This is a genomic window from Bilophila wadsworthia ATCC 49260 (assembly GCF_000701705.1).
Classification (GTDB): domain Bacteria; phylum Desulfobacterota; class Desulfovibrionia; order Desulfovibrionales; family Desulfovibrionaceae; genus Bilophila; species Bilophila wadsworthia.
Window position 1 is genome coordinate 17,212 of the sequence record NZ_JNJP01000046.1, and the last position, 15,318, is coordinate 32,529.

At 62.8% G+C, this 15,318-nt stretch carries 8 protein-coding genes; all 8 read left to right on the forward strand.

Annotation, left to right across the window (positions count from 1 at the left end; all coding sequences use genetic code 11):
* Positions 1-39: 39 nt before the first annotated feature.
* The 8 genes from T370_RS0114385 (at position 40) to T370_RS0114420 (ending at position 15,232) form a co-directional block, all read left to right on the forward strand.
* Complete coding sequence (locus T370_RS0114385; protein ID WP_029436115.1) at positions 40-3,069, forward strand: virulence factor SrfB; 3,030 nt, start codon at positions 40-42, stop codon at positions 3,067-3,069.
* 399 nt (positions 3,070-3,468) lie between these two features.
* On the forward strand, positions 3,469-6,123 hold the full coding sequence (locus T370_RS0114390; protein ID WP_029436116.1) for a virulence factor SrfC family protein: 2,655 nt from the start codon (positions 3,469-3,471) through the stop codon (positions 6,121-6,123).
* Between the two features lies 1 nt (position 6,124).
* Positions 6,125-7,174: a hypothetical protein gene (locus T370_RS0114395; RefSeq protein ID WP_005028116.1), complete on the forward strand. Its 1,050-nt coding sequence runs from the start codon at positions 6,125-6,127 to the stop codon at positions 7,172-7,174.
* A gap of 279 nt (positions 7,175-7,453) precedes the next feature.
* Positions 7,454-9,433, forward strand: a complete 1,980-nt coding sequence (locus T370_RS0114400; protein WP_029436117.1) for a vWA domain-containing protein — start codon at positions 7,454-7,456, stop codon at positions 9,431-9,433.
* Between the two features lie 226 nt (positions 9,434-9,659).
* Positions 9,660-10,379 carry an ABC transporter ATP-binding protein gene (locus T370_RS0114405; RefSeq protein WP_029436118.1) on the forward strand — a complete coding sequence of 240 codons (720 nt, stop codon included), beginning with the start codon at positions 9,660-9,662 and terminating at the stop codon, positions 10,377-10,379.
* 2 nt (positions 10,380-10,381) lie between these two features.
* A complete protein-coding gene (locus T370_RS0114410; protein ID WP_029436119.1) occupies positions 10,382-11,608 on the forward strand; it encodes an ABC transporter permease in 1,227 nt (408 codons plus the stop codon).
* On the forward strand, positions 11,601-13,337 hold the full coding sequence (locus T370_RS0114415; protein ID WP_029436120.1) for a formylglycine-generating enzyme family protein: 1,737 nt from the start codon (positions 11,601-11,603) through the stop codon (positions 13,335-13,337). Before T370_RS0114410 ends, T370_RS0114415 begins: the two co-directional genes overlap by 8 nt.
* A 437-nt stretch (positions 13,338-13,774) precedes the next feature.
* The gene (locus tag T370_RS0114420; protein ID WP_029436121.1) at positions 13,775-15,232 is read left to right on the forward strand and encodes a catalase; all 1,458 of its coding nucleotides are present in this window, start codon (positions 13,775-13,777) and stop codon (positions 15,230-15,232) included.
* The last annotated feature ends 86 nt before the right edge of the window (positions 15,233-15,318 follow it).

Here is a 15,318-nt window from a genome sequence, read left to right on the forward strand (position 1 = left end):
AAAGATTCCCCTTCTCGCCCCCATTTGTAAGGACTCCCTATGAACTACACGTCAGCAGTGAGCATCATACCGGGCGGCTGCCCGCAGTTTCTGGATTGCCGCCTCGACGCGAAGAGCCTCGGCAGGTTCTGGGCGTATTTCCGTGAAATCCCGCAAACCGGGGAATCGGCCATCGCCTCGGCCCGCAGGCAAGTGGAGCTCGTCCCCGTGCCGCTGGACGACACCGGGCAGCCCGGCGACTACGACTACAAGATCGACGCGAACCGGGCTCTTGAAGCGTTCACGGGGCGCTGGGTTCCCGTGCCCTTCCTGCGGCTCTCCAACGAGCAATGGAAGGACGGCGCGTTCAAATGCGAAAAGGGGCCGAGCAACTGGGCCCGCCTGCACGTCAGCCGCGAGGATTCCGATGGCGCTTACCGCCTGACCTTCCTGTTCGATACGACCATTGAGGAACGCGAACAGCCCACGGGCCAGTATTTCGCCCTGTGCGACGACGACGTGGCGGAGAACGCCCGTTTCGCCCTTTCGCCCAAAAGCCGCGACAACGCGTGGTTCCTCAATACGCTGTGGGTCGACGAATGGATCGCCGAAATCTACGATGCCCACCAGACCGCGCGCCACAACGGGCGGACCACATGGCGCGAGAATACGCCGTTCATCATGGAGCACCTCGCCACGTACCTGACGCTCCTTGAGGCGCTCGCCGCAAGCGGAACCGTCCCCACCGTGCGCGTGGTGGACCCCGCCCACCTGACGCCCGTGGACGTGGATCTCGTGCTCGATCTCGGCAACTCCCGCTCCACCGGGATGCTCGTGGAAACCCTCCCCCAGCGCCAGACCAACCTGAACGACAGCTACCTGCTCCAGATCCGGGATCTGAGCCAGCCGGATCGCACCTATACCGGCCCCTTCGCCACGCGCATCGAGTTCGCGGAAGCCACCTTCGGCAATCCGCGCCTGAGCGCCCGCTCCGGCCGCAGCACCCCGGCCTTTGTCTGGCCCTCGGTGGTACGCGTCGGCCCCGAAGCCGCCCGGCTCGCCCAGCATTCCGTGGGCGCGGAAGGCAATACCGGCATGTCCAGCCCCAAACGCTACCTGTGGGACGAGTCCCCCCGCGCCCAGCAATGGCGCTTCAACGCGTGGGGCACAGGCTCCGAGTTGGAGCCGCCCGTCACCCGGGGCGTGTTCATCCAGCAGATCAACCGCGAAGGCACGCCGTTGTGCTGCTTCGACGATCCGGGCCTCTCCCCGCGCCCCAAAATCCTGCGCACCCAGCAGCCCGAAGTGGCGTTCGAGGCCCATTTCACCCGCAGCTCGACCATGATGTTCCTCCTCAGCGAGATCATCATGCACGCGCTCGCCACCATCAACTCCCCGGCCCAGCGCGGCGAACGCGAACAGCCCGACGTGCCCCGCCGCCTCAAGCGGATCATCTTCACCGTGCCGAGCGCCATGCCCATCGCCGAACAGCGGATCTACCGCCGCTGGGTGACGTGGGCAGTGCGCATGATTTGGGAAACCCTCGGATGGGGGCAGTGGTATACGACCAAACAGGGGATGCGGGACACCCGCCCGGACTACCGGGTCAGCCCTGAGGTCCGTTGCAGCTGGGATGAGGCCACCTGCACCCAGCTCGTCTACCTCTACAACGAGATCACCGAAAAGTTTCAGGGCGACGCCCGCCACTTCTTCGCGCTCATGGGCCGCAAACGCGGCGCGGACGCGCCCTCCCTGCGCATCGCCAACGTGGACATCGGCGGCGGAACCATCGATCTGAGCATCACCACCTTCGCCGTCACCGGGGATGAGGCCACCGCCGCCCGCATCAAGCCGCACATGGCATTCCGCGACGGCTTCAACATCGCGGGCGACGACGTGATCCGCGAGATCGTCGAACAGCACGTCCTGCCCTGCATCGGTCAGGCCACGGGCCTTTCCGATCCCCGCAACCTCCTCGGCCAGCTTTTCGGGCGGGATACCGTGGGCGGCTCGCAGCGCAACAGGGCCCTGCGCACCCAGTTCGCCCGCCAGATCGCCGGCCCGGTCGTCACCAGGATGCTTGAAGGCTACGAACAGGCGGATCTGCTCGTGGGCGGCGTGCAGGAACGCAAGCTGTCCGCGTTCTTCCGGCCCGAGCACGCCCCGCAGGAATCCGATCACGCGTCTCCCGAAACGGAAGGCCTGCCGGAACAGCCTTCCGCCGCGCTCATCCAGTACATCAACGAGACCGTGGAGCGCCAGACCGGAAAGCCGTTCAGCCTCATGGATGTGGGCCTGCGCATCGATCCACGGGCCATCGATCGGACCATCCGCAACACGCTCGGCCAGATCCTCGCCAACCTGTGCGAGGTCATCCACGCCTACAACTGCGACCTGCTCCTGCTCACCGGGCGGCCTTCCAAATGGCACGCGATCATTTCCAGTTTCTTCGCCAAGCTCCCCGTCCCGGCGGACCGCATCATCCCCATGCGCGATTTCCGGGTGGGAAGCTGGTACCCCTTTGCCGACAACCGGGGCGAGATCACCGATCCCAAGACGACCGTGGTGGTCGGGGCCATCCTCTGCGCCCTGTCCGAAGGCCATCTCGAAGGCTTTTCCTTTGATACGGGATCGCTGTTCCTCAAGTCCACGGCCCGGTTCATCGGCGCGATGGACGCGGGCGGCCAGATCCGGCAGGCGCAGGTCTGGTTCGAAGCGGATACGGACAATCCCTCCGGCGGCGAGCTGCACAAGGCCATCCAATTCTCCGGCCCAATCCCCATCGGCTTCCGGCAGATTGAGGCCGAGCGCTGGACGACCACCCGCTTCTACATGATGGATTTCGCCTCGCCCGCCGCGCGGAACAACGCCCGGAACCGTCTGCCCTATACGGTGAAGCTCGCCTTCACGGTGGCGGATCTTGCGGACGCGCCCAACGCGGCGTCACGGGACGAGGGGGAACTCGCCGTCAATGAAATTGAAGCCGTGGACGGCACCCCGGTCAATCCCCGCGACCTCGAAATCCGTCTTCAGACCCTCCCCGCCGACGAGGGCTACTGGCTTGATACGGGCGTCTTTAACATTTTGTAGAAAGGCGGAAGACTGGAGGGGGCGGGAAACGGTTGTGGAGCCGCGGCGGACTGTCTCTTGGCAAAGTTTCCCGGTTTCGCATGAAAAACAACCGGAGCCGCAGAGGATTGTTCCCTGACGGAAGCCTCCGGTTCCGCGTGAAGAAAAACAAGGGGCGGCCTCTTGCCGTTCCACGACATGAAAAAGGGGCACGACTGACTCGCTCGGAACGGCGGCACAGTGTTTTGCGCTGAAAAAGCGAAGGGTTTCGGCATGAAGCACTGCGCCGCCACTCTGAGGGGGTCTGGGGGGAATTCGACCCAAAGGGCGGCGACGCCGAGACCGTTGGGCGAGCTTGCGAGCCTTACGGGCATCGCACGCAGGGCGATTTTCCCCAGCCCGCCGGGAGGCATTCCTCTTATGACCATAGACGATCAAAAACTTGTCGAACAGTGCGAAGCGGGCATCAAAACGCTCGTCGGCGTTGACGAATGGGTCAGGGCAAACCCGCAGGCCGCAGGCTCCTCCGGCGAGGCGCTCCTGCGCGAGAGCAACCGGCTCGCCCGTGCCCTGCGCAAGGAAGCCGCCACCGCCGCGCGGAAAATGTGCGTGGGCGTGTTCGGCCCGAGCCAGTCCGGAAAGTCCTACCTCATCTCGGCGCTGGCGCAGGATGCCGACGGCTCGCTGCTTACGGCACTCGGCGACGAATCCGCCGATTTCATTCAGGACATCAACCCGGCGGGCGGCAAGGAGTCCACGGGCCTCGTCACGCGCTTCACCCTGACGCCGAGCGGCGCCCCGGCCATGTTTCCCGTGAAACTGCGCCTGCTGTCCGAATTGGATATCGTCAAAATCCTGACGAATACCTACTACGCCGACTGCCGCCACCTCACCCCGCCCGACGAGGACGCCCTCGCCGCCCGCGTGGACGCACTGGCGAAAAAGGCCAAAGGCGAACCGTGGCGGGCCTCCTTCAGCGAAGACGATATGATAGACCTGAAGGAATACGTCACCCGGAATTTCCGGGCCACCGCCGTGGTCCAGAGGCTTGAGCACCTGTACTGGCCCAAGGCCATCCACGCCGCCGGACGCCTCGCACCCGAAGATCGCGCCGCGCTGTTCGAAATCCTGTGGGACGAGGCCAAACCGTTTACGGCGCTCTACCTGCGCCTGAGCGGGGTGCTCGACGCGCTCGGCTATCCCGATGAGGCGTTTTGCGGCAAGGAAGCCCTGCTCCCCCGCGAAACCAGCATCATCGACGTGGAAACGCTGCGCGGCCTTGGAGAGACAGAGGGCGCGGACAGCCTCGAATTGGTCACGAAGGACGGACGCCGGGTCGCGGCGGGCCGATCTGAAATCGCCGCGCTCACGGCGGAACTGGCCATCACCATGCGCCACAAGCCGGACGATTTTTTCGAACACACCGACCTGCTCGACTTCCCCGGCTACCGCTCGCGCCTCAAGACCGACGACGTGGCCCGCGAACTCGCCAAGCCCGATCAAATCCGCCAGTTCTTCCTGCGCGGCAAGGTGGCCTACCTCTTCGAGCGCTACAAGACCGATCTCGAACTGACCAGTATGCTCCTGTGCATCGGCCCGAGCAATCAGGAAGTGCAGGATCTGCCCGCCGTCATCAACGACTGGGTGTCCGACGCCGCAGGAAAGACGCCCGAACTCAGGCAGGGCCGACACACCACGCTGTTCCTCGTGCTCACCAAGTTCGACATGGAATTCGAGAAGAAAAAAGGCGCGGTGGACGACGAAACCCGCTGGTCCAACCGCCTGCACGCCTCGCTCCTCGACTTTTTTGGCAAACAGCATGACTGGCCCGAACAGTGGACGCCCGACCAGCCGTTCAACAATACCTACTGGCTCCGCAATCCCAAATTCCGCTGGGAAGCGGTCATTGCGTTCGACGGCGACCGCGAAACCGGCATCCGTCCCGAACAGGAAGCCTATGTGTCGGACATGAAGGCCAAGTTCCTGAATACGCCCGAAGTGCGCCGCCATTTTGCCGATCCCGAAGCCGCATGGAACGCCGCGTTCACTCTCAACGACGGCGGCGTGGCCTTCCTGCGCCGCCAGCTGCGCCCGGTATGCGATCCGGCGATCAAGCGGCGTCAGGTCGCGGACCGCGTGGCCGACAACCTGCGCCCCTTCGTCGAGCACCTGCGCCGCTTCCACCGCATCGACGACAAGGCCGCCCTGCGCGAGCAGCAGCGCCAGCTCGGTATGCGTCTGGCCCGCAGCCTCGCCCTTACGGCCCAGAACCAGCGGTTTGGGGAGCTGCTCCGGGCCATGCTCATGCGGGATCACGAACTGTACGCCCTCTATTATCAGGTCGAAAACCGACTCATGCGCGAGAACGAACAGGCTCCCGTGCCGCAGCCGAGCGTGGGCAGCGCCGCCAGCGCGCAGGACATCATGGACGACCTGTTCGGCGACATGGCCCCGCCGGTGCCCGCCTCCGCCGAGACGCCCGAAGCCGCCCCGCAGCCGCTGGACGAGGCGGGCGCGTTCGCGGAACTCGTCGTCGGCGCGTGGATCGAACAGCTCAACGCCCTCGCCGCCGATCCCGTCCGCCAACGGTACTTCGGCCTTGAAGCCGAAGATTTCGGGCAGCTTGTCCATGAGATCATCCAGGGCATGTCCCGCCTCGGCCTCGAAAAAGACATGGCGCAGGCCGTGCGCGACGTGTCCGGCTACCGCAATATCCGGCGCGACAAGCTCATCTGGCGGCAGGCCAGCATGGCCGCCTATTGCATCAGCGCCTTCGTGGACTGGCTCGGCTTCAACCCCGCGTCCGTCCCCGAGGCCAAGCGCACCATCCAGCTTGCCGGGCGCACCCGTACCCTCTTCGGGCAACAGCCCGATCCGGAAGGGTATCCCGCCCTTGCCGCCGAACCCCTTGCATTTGACAGGCAATACTATACCGATTGGCTGGCGGCGCTTATGCACCTCATCGAAGGCAACGCAGACTACGAAGGCGGGCAGACTTTCGATCCGGAGCAGAACGCCCGCCTCGGACGACTCATCAACAACCTGAACCCTTCCGTTTTCACGCAGGACAACTGACATGACGTTTCGCTGTGCACTCCGTTTCGAACCTGACAAGGCCAAGGGGCCGGGCTACGGCCTCATTCTGGCCTCCTGCCCCGGTTTTTCCGCGGCTCCCAACACGCTTCTCTACATGATCAAGGATCCGTCCAACGGCATGAGCCTCGGCCCCAACGGCTGGCAGCCCGGCGACGCCCATCTCGTGCCCGACGCCGTCGCCCCCTCGGGCGAAATCCTGAGCCTGTCGGTAGGCCCCGCCGTTGTGGACAGCCTCGAATTGCAGGCCATTTATCAGGTGGTGCTGTTCACGGACGCCGAGCATGTATGGCAGGGAGGCCTCAGCATCAACCGGATCGTCTATTCGCGCGATCCGAGCCTCCTGCCCGATCTGGAGCTTGCCCCAAAAGCCGCGCCTTCCGCAGGGCGCGAGCCCCTGCCCATGCCGGAAATGGAAACCGGCCCAGCGCCAACGTCGCTCTCCTTCGATGGGAAACCCGGCTCGGCGGTCCCGGCCAGCGAACTGCTAAATCTGAAGGAACGCCCAAAAAGCTACAAAAGCCTTATCCTGAACATCATCTTTGCTATCCTTACGGTAATTCTGCTTGCCGGGGCCGGATACTTCATCTATACGCGGGTCCTGCCCAAAACGGACACGACGCTGGAGGAAAAGCCCGCCGAAGTCCTGAAGCATGAGGCGGCGGATCTGCCCCCGGGTCAGGAAGCGCCCGTGAAATACGCCCCCGATGACATCAAGGGCCCCAAGGGGTTGCAGGTCGCCCGCGACGCGCTCAAGCGCAAGGTGGAGCCGGACACGGCTATGGCCCTCGCGCAGCAGCTCTTCGCCGCTGCGGACGACGTCAAGGCGCAGGACGGCGCATTCCTGATCGCCGACGAGCTCGCCAAGAAAGGCAATGCGCAGGCCCTGCTCATGCTCGGCGACTTCTATTCTCCGAAGCAGCCCCAGCGCGGGACCATCCAAAAGGACACCGATATGGCCAACGACTGTTACAAGAAAGCCCTCGCAGCCGGAGCCGCCGAAGCCCAGCAGCGGCTGGATGCGTTGAAGTAGAGAGAATATTGGGGAGGGGAAGGAAACCCTTTTTAAAAAAAGTTTTTCCTTCTCCTCCCCAAACCTGCCAGCGCGCAGTCCACCCCATCCTCTCCAAAGGCGTTTCTCAACGGGGCACATGGCGATCACGTGAGCGCGGCAGCCTTCACCTTGGCGGCAGTTTTCCGAAGACGCCTCCTTTCCTTCAATGCCAGACGCCTTTTACTGCAAAAAGTCTTCTCGTTAGCCGGGGGCGTCATGCCTCAGCCTCCGAACGCATTATCCCGACAGGAGAATCCCATGAAACGAATCCTCATCGCCATACTGACGGCGCTTACGCTCCTCGCGGGGTGGACGCCGGCGGCGCACGCGGCGGATCGCACGCCGTTGCTGATGGAAGGCAAGAAAACCCTGTACCAGCGGGTGATCACCCATCCCGGCGCGAGCCTATACGCCGGGCAAGGGGAAGGCTCCACCGTCATCCAAAAGGCCGTGCGCCCGTTCAGCGTGTTTTATGTGTACACCCGCGACGGGAACTGGCTTGAGGTCGGCGCGTCCACCACAAAGCCCGACGGCTGGATAAAGGCCACGGACACCACCGCATGGAACCAGGCCCTTACCCTGCTTTTCACCGACCGCTCACAGCGCCAGCCCGTCCTGTTCTTCAAGGACCACAAGGCCATCATGGATGTCTGCCAGGCGGAAGACCTGCCGGGCAGCCTTTCGAAGCTCCGCGCCGAAGCCAAGGCCGCGCAACAGGGCGACGCCCCGGCGGATCTGCCCATCCTCGCCGTGGAGCCCGACGACGCGCAGGGTGCCGTCTCGCGCAACCGCTTCTACCTGATGCCCATCCTGAAAGTGGACACGCCGTTCGAGGGGACCAAGCTCCTTGAAGTCGCCTCCATCGATCCCGGCAGCGCCGGGGACAAGCCAGACGCCAACGCCCCAAAAGACGCCAAGGACGACGGCGTCCCGCGCACGGGCATCGCAATGGTCATCGACACGACCATTTCCATGAAACCCTACATCGACCAGAGCCTCAACGTGGTGCGGGCCATTTTCGACTCCGTCGCCAAGGACAAGCTGGACGACAAGGTTTCCTTCGGCATCGTGGCCTTCCGCAACAGCACGAAGGCGTCGCCAAAGCTCGAATACGTTACCAAGGTCGTCAGCGATTTCCGCGACGCCACCAAACGCGACGAACTGGAAAAGGCCCTCAGCGGGCTTGAGGAAGCCAAGGCATCCAGCCACTCCTTCAACGAGGATTCCCTCGCCGGGGTCAAGGCCGCGCTCGATCAGCTGAACTGGCAGCCTTACGCCAACCGGGTGCTGCTCCTGCTCACGGACGCCGGGCCGCTGCCTCTGAGCGACGCCAACGCCTCCACAAGCCTCGACGTGCAGGAACTGGCCGACCTTGCGGCCTCCCGCAACATCCGGCTGGTGGTGGCGCACGTCCGCACGCCCGCCGGAAAGGGCAACATCGACTACGCCGCCAAAGCCTACGCCACGCTGTCCTCCGTGCCCGGCGGGAAAAGCGCGTACATCCCGATTCAGGCCACGGATGCCGCCAAGGGCAGCGCCTCTTTCGCCAAGGCCGCCACGGGCCTGTCCTCCGCGCTGGTTTCGAGCGTGAAGCAGGCCCTTGCCGGGAAGGCCCCGGTAAAGCCGCAGGAAGCGCCCGCCCAATCGCCGGAAGAGCGCGCCAAGCAGATCGGCGAGGAACTCGGCTACGCCATGCAGCTTGAGTATCTCGGCAAAAAGCAGGGGACCCGCGCGCCGGAAGTCGTGACGTCATGGATTGCCGACGCGGATCTTGACGCCCTCAGCGCCGGAAAGCCCGTCAGCGCCGTTTCGGTCGCCGTCCTGCTGACCAAGAATCAGCTCAGCGATTTGCAGCGCCAGCTCAAGATCATCATCGACAACGCGGAGCGGACCCGCAAGACCGACTCGCGGGACTTCTTCCAGGGCATCCTGTCCGCCTCGGCGCAGCTTGCCCGCGATCCCGCAGCCTTCTCCCAGAAGCCCGGCGCAAACCTCCGCGATATGGGCGTGCTCGGCGAATTCCTCGACGATCTGCCCTACAAGAGTGACATCATGCTGCTTTCCGAGGACGACTGGTACCGCATGAGCGTCGGCGAGCAGACCGCTTTCATCAATCGCCTCAAGTCCCGCGTCGCCCGTTACGAAGAGTACGACCGCGACGTCAGCAACTGGGAGAGCTTCGGCTCCAAGGATCCCGGCGACTGGGTTTACCGTGTCCCGCTGGCAATGCTGCCGTAACGTAGAAAAATAAGATTGGGGAGGGGGAGGAAGAACCCTTCTGAAGAAGGGCTTCTTCCTCCCCCTCCCCAAACCCCACTCCCTCCATCTCCCAAGACTTTTATGTTTATCGAATCCCTGTTCACAGCTTTCCTTGAAGCGATTTTTTGATTCAAAAAAAGAACCTTTTTTTCCAGACTCACACATCCTTGCGTGATCAATAGATACACAAATGGAATTTTCCCCTATGAATCTCTGCGAATTGCGAAACGTCGCACTCGAACGGAAAGCGCGGGACTACACGTATCGGCTCCGCATTGAATCCCTGGCCATCCGGGCCGGTGAAAAAATCGCGCTGATCGGCCCTTCGGGCTGCGGGAAAAGCACCGCGCTGGACCTGCTCGCCATGATACTGCCCCCAAGCGGGGCGGAAACGTTCCTGTTCAACGCGCCGGGCGATACGCCGGAAGATGTGGCGGAACTCTGGCGGCGCGGGGGGCGGGAACGTATGGCCCGGCTGCGGCTGCGGCATATCGGCTATGTGCTGCAAACCGGTGGACTCCTGCCCTTCCTGAGCGCGCGGGACAACATGACAACGCCGGGCAGAGCCAAGGGCATGGACGCGAAGGCCGTGGACGCCGGATTGAAGGAACTGGCCGGACGCCTCGGCATCGGACACCTGCTCAGCGCCCTGCCGGACAAACTGTCCATCGGGGAACGGCAGCGGGTCGCCATAGCGCGGGCGCTGCTGCCGAAACCTGAGCTCGTGCTCGCCGACGAGCCCACCGCCGCGCTGGACCCCGTGACCGCGAAGAACGTCATGCGCCTGTTTACGGAACTGGCCGGAGAATGCGCGCTGGTCGTCGTGTCGCACGACCACAGGCTGGTCGAGGAAAACGGCTTCCGCTGCCTGCGCCTGGATGTGGACGGCGGGGACGGCTCCATCAACACCACGCTGCGGGGGTGAACATGCGTTTTTCCATCATCTGCGGCATGGCCCTGAGGGACTACTGGCACGAGCGCGCCCTGTCCCTGTGCGCGGTGCTTGCGCTGGCGACCGTGCTGGCTCCCCTGCTCATCCTGTTCGGCGTACGCAACGGCGTCATCAGCAATCTTCAGGAACGGCTGCTCCAAGACCCCCGCAACCTTGAAATCGTTCCTGTGGGCAGCGGCAAATACGGCAAGGCCTTCTTCGAAGAGCTGCGGAAACGCCCGGACGTGGGCTATGTGGTCCCCCAGACGCGGGCCATAGCCGCGACCATCGGCCTGCTCCCCGCCTCCGAAAAAAAAGGCGGGCTGTCCCCCAACCCGGTCAACGTCAGCCTCATCCCTTCCGGCGCGGGTGATCCTTTGACCCGGCGTTTTGCCGGAAGCGCGGCCCTGAAGGACGACGAAATCATCCTGACCGCGCCCGCCGCCGACAAGCTCGGAGCGCGCGCCGGGACCATACTGACCGGGCGGGTCACGCGGGCGCGGGGCATGGCGCGGGAGCAGGCGGAAACGCCCCTGCGCGTCAAAGCCGTACTCCCGCTGTCCGCGCTCCAGAAGGAGGCCGCCTTTGTGCCGCCGTCATTGGCCGAGGACGCCGAAACCTACCGCGACGGTATGGGCGTACCCGAACGCGGCTGGACGGGAACGGCGCGCGGAGACGGCGAACGGCTCTACCCTTCGTTCCGGCTCTATGCCGGAAACCTTGACGGTGTGATCTCGCTGCAGGACTTTCTGGGCACCCGGAACATCGACGTCTATACCCGCGCCGAAGAAATCGAAAACGTCAAAATGCTGGACCGCTCCACAACGCTGGTGTTCGGCCTGATCTGCCTTGCGGCGGGCGTGGGCTTCCTCGCATCCACGGCGAGCAACCTCGTCGCCGCCATCCGGCGCAAGCGCCGCGTGCTCGGCATTATCCGGCTCATGGGCTTTTCCGGGGCGGACATCGTGTGCTTCCCGCTGATGCAGACGCTGTTCACGTCCGCGCTCGGCATGGGGCTGGCCTTCGCGCTCTACGCCGCCGTCGCGGGCGTCATCAACGCCCTCTTCCCCCTCGGTGCGGAACTCGGCGCCGTCTGCCGCCTGTCGTGGGCGCATGTCGGGGGGGCTGCCGGCGTCGTGCTCGCGTTGTCCCTGCTGGCCGCCCTGCCGCCGAGCCTTTCGTGCAGCCGCCTTTCACCTTCCGAGGTTATCCGCAATGAATAAATGGTGTTTCCTGTTGATTGCCGCCTGCCTGCTCGCTCCCGATACGGGGCACGCCGCGCTCAAGGCACGGGACGATGTGAAGGCCGAAGACGCCTTCAACCCCAACCCCGCCCCCGATGATCTGATCCTGCCCATGCCCTGCGGGCAAAGCATGGTGCTCAAGGCTGTAGGCGTACGCGGCAAGGGCCTGCTCTGGGATCTCGAAACCCGTTTCGGACGCCGGGACGGCGGCTCCGACGATCGCGGCTATTATGACAGCCCGTATGCGTCCGCCATCTCGGGCCCGTTCGTGCTCAAGGATCTCCCTCCCGACTGGCGGCAGAGAATCAAGGCCGCCAACCCGGACGCCGACGCCATGCAATTCTATTTTGAAGGCAAATACGAGGTGAGCAAACGCCAGTGGGATGCCGTCATGGGCGGGCAGTGTATGGATGGGGACGCCCTCCCCCCCCTCAGCCCCGAGGACGCGCGCCCCGTCGTCGAGGTTTCGTGGCATGAGGCGCAGGAATTTACCAGGAAGTATACGGAGTGGCTGCTTGCCAACGCTCCGCAGTCCCTGCCCGGCTTTCAGGGGGACGACAGGAACACCGCCTTTGTCCGCCTGCCCACGGAAGCGGAATGGGAGTACGCGGCGCGCGGCGCCCAGAAGGTTTCGCCGTTGTCCCTGAGCCAAGAGGATTTCTTTGAAATGCCGATGGGCGACGCCATCAAGAACTACGCCGTGTTCCGCGACAGTGAGGGGACTTCGGAAGAAACGCTCCAGCGCATCGGCTCGCGCAAGCCCAATCCGGCGGGATTCTACGACATGGCGGGCAACGCCGCCGAAATGGTGCAGGACGGATTCCAGTTCTCCCTCGGCGGACGGCTCCACGGCTCCACGGGCGGCTTTATCCGCAAGGGCGGCGGATTCCTGTCCACGCAGGATGAGGTCATGCCCGGACGGCGGGAAGAAGTGGCCCCCTTCCTCAAGGACGGGCCCAACAAGGCACGGGATCTCGGATTCCGCATCGCCCTTTCCGGCATCAACACCCCCGGCGGCGCAAGGCCCGCGGAACTGGCCTCGGAATGGAAGAAGGCCGGGATCGAGCTGTCCGCCGAACTGAACCCCTCCGGCGATCCGCTGGAACTGGTGGCCCAGCTTGAAGCGCGGGCCGGAAGCGATGCGGAAAAGGCCAGCCTCAAGGGGCTTCAAAACCTGATCCGCGAAAACAATATTTCGCTCGAACGCCAGAAGCGCTCCACGGTGTCCAATGAAATCCGTTCGGCCGTCTACCTTGTGACCATGCTCAAGGACTGCCTGATCAAGCGGGAAATCATCGGCAAGGAGCTGCAGAACTTCGAGGACAAGAAAAAGCAGATCACGGCGGCCCTGCCCAAAATGAAAGCCGCCGAAGCCAACCAGTACAAGCAGGTCCTTGCCAGCCTCGACAAGGGCATAGCCCTTTCCAAAACCGGCATCGGCAATCAGGAAGCCGAATTCCGTTCCATGCTCCTGTTCTACAAACAGACGGTGGAAAATACCCGGAAGGTGCCGCAATCCCTCTTTGACGAAGAGTTGAAGGGCATCGGGCAGGAAATGTCCGGCAAGGCCCCCCACCTCGTCAAGCAAAACGCCTCACTCCAGATCTACAGGAAGCACGTCGCCGCACTGCGCGGCGGCAAGCTGGCTCTGCTCTCGTCGGATGCGCTCAGAAAGGACATCCTGTCATTGATTCCCAAGGGGAAATGATTCATAAGAGGAGGGGGAAAAACTCTCCCTCCTCCTCTATTCTCCTGCGGACATATCGATTTCACTCTCCGTTTCCGGCTTTTTTGTATCCCTCGGACGACCTTGAGCTCATCCATCCCTTTCCCTCTCTGGTGCTCTCCACACCCCGCTCCTTTTCCGCTCGCTTTCCTTCCATACCTTACCTGTGACACAGCTTTTCTTTTCCGCCATTTGCGGAGATGCCTGATGCGCTAGGAAAATCATAGCCTTTTCTTTCTTTTTTTCTAAAGTAACAAATTGATAATAAAGGATAATAAGGAATCCTTATTATCAATATTGATTATTGTTATTGACTTATCTGTGGGAAGCGCGCATGGTTTCTTCACACAGGGCATCTCTGTTTCCTTGCAACGTCTCAACCCCACCCGGCCAGCCGGAAAAAACCAAAGGAGGCAACCATGTCCAACGATCTGCTCACAAACAACGCCGGTGCTCCGGTAGTCGATAACGAAAACGCCCTCACCGCCGGGCCTCGCGGCCCCATGCTGCTTCAGGATACGTGGTTCCTCGAAAAGCTGGCCCATTTCGACCGTGAAGTCATTCCCGAACGCCGTATGCACGCCAAAGGCTCCGGCGCATACGGCACGTTTACGGTTACCCACGACATCACCCGCTATACCAAAGCCTCCCTGTTCTCCCAGATCGGCAAAAAAACCGATCTGTTCATGCGTTTCTCCACGGTTGCGGGCGAACGCGGCGCCGCTGACGCCGAACGCGACATCCGCGGCTTCGCCATCAAATTCTATACGGATCAGGGCAACTGGGATCTCGTGGGCAACAACACGCCAGTCTTCTTCCTCCGCGACCCGCTGAAATTCCCCGACCTGAACCACGTGGTCAAACGCGATCCCCGCACCAACATGCACAGCGCCAAAAACAACTGGGACTTCTGGACCCTCCTGCCCGAAGCGCTGCATCAGGTAACGGTCGTCATGAGCGATCGCGGCATTCCGGCGAGCTACCGCCACATGCACGGATTCGGCAGCCACACATTCAGCTTCATCAACGCGAACAACGAACGCTTCTGGGTGAAATTCCATTTCCGGACGCAGCAGGGCATCAAAAACCTGACCGACGCCGAAGCCGAAGCCATTATCGCCAAGGATCGTGAAAGCCATCAGCGCGATCTCTATGAGCACATCGAAAAGGGCGATTTCCCCCGCTGGACCCTGTTCATTCAGATCATGCCCGAAGCCGACGCCGAGAAACTGCCCTACCATCCCTTTGATCTGACCAAGGTCTGGTATCACAAGGACTATCCGCTCATCGAAGTGGGCGAACTCGAACTGAACCGCAATCCCGAAAACTATTTCGCGGAAGTGGAACAGGCCGCGTTCAATCCCGCGAACGTGGTTCCCGGCATCAGTTTTTCGCCGGACAAGATGCTGCAGGGGCGTCTCTTCTCCTACGGCGACGCGCAGCGCTACCGCCTTGGCGTGAACCATCACCTCATCCCGGTGAACAAATCCCGCTGTCCGTTCCACAGCTACCACCGCGACGGCCAGATGCGCGTTGACGGCAACTACGGCAGCTACACCAACTACGAGCCCAACAACAACGGCGCGTGGAAGGACCAGCCCGATTTCTCCGAGCCGCCGCTGAAGCTTTCCGGCGACGCCGATCACTGGAAGTACCCTTGCGACGACGCCGATTATTACGAACAGCCCGGCAAGCTTTTCCGGGTTATGACGCCCGAGCAGCAGGAAGCCCTTTTCGGCAACACCGCCCGCGCCATGGCCGGTGTGCCCCGTGAGATCCAGATCCGCCACATTTACAATTGCTCCAAGGCTGATCCCGCTTACGGCAAGGGTGTTGCCGACGCCCTCGGCATCCCCATGAGCGAAGTGAAGTTGTAAAATAGCTAGGGGATAGAAGCATTGGGGAAGGGAGGGAAAACTTTTCTGAAGAAAAGCTTTCCCTCCCTTCCCCAAACCCCATCCCT

What these genes read in the sequence shown, in the direction of transcription:
- T370_RS0114385 (WP_029436115.1), top strand. Translation starts at nt 40, where the DNA reads ATGAACTACACGTCAGCAGTGAGCATCATACCGGGCGGCTGCCCGCAG.
- T370_RS0114390 (WP_029436116.1), top strand. Translation starts at nt 3,469, where the DNA reads ATGACCATAGACGATCAAAAACTTGTCGAACAGTGCGAAGCGGGCATC.
- T370_RS0114395 (WP_005028116.1), top strand. Translation starts at nt 6,125, where the DNA reads ATGACGTTTCGCTGTGCACTCCGTTTCGAACCTGACAAGGCCAAGGGG.
- T370_RS0114400 (WP_029436117.1), top strand. Translation starts at nt 7,454, where the DNA reads ATGAAACGAATCCTCATCGCCATACTGACGGCGCTTACGCTCCTCGCG.
- T370_RS0114405 (WP_029436118.1), top strand. Translation starts at nt 9,660, where the DNA reads ATGAATCTCTGCGAATTGCGAAACGTCGCACTCGAACGGAAAGCGCGG.
- T370_RS0114410 (WP_029436119.1), top strand. Translation starts at nt 10,382, where the DNA reads ATGCGTTTTTCCATCATCTGCGGCATGGCCCTGAGGGACTACTGGCAC.
- T370_RS0114415 (WP_029436120.1), top strand. Translation starts at nt 11,601, where the DNA reads ATGAATAAATGGTGTTTCCTGTTGATTGCCGCCTGCCTGCTCGCTCCC.
- T370_RS0114420 (WP_029436121.1), top strand. Translation starts at nt 13,775, where the DNA reads ATGTCCAACGATCTGCTCACAAACAACGCCGGTGCTCCGGTAGTCGAT.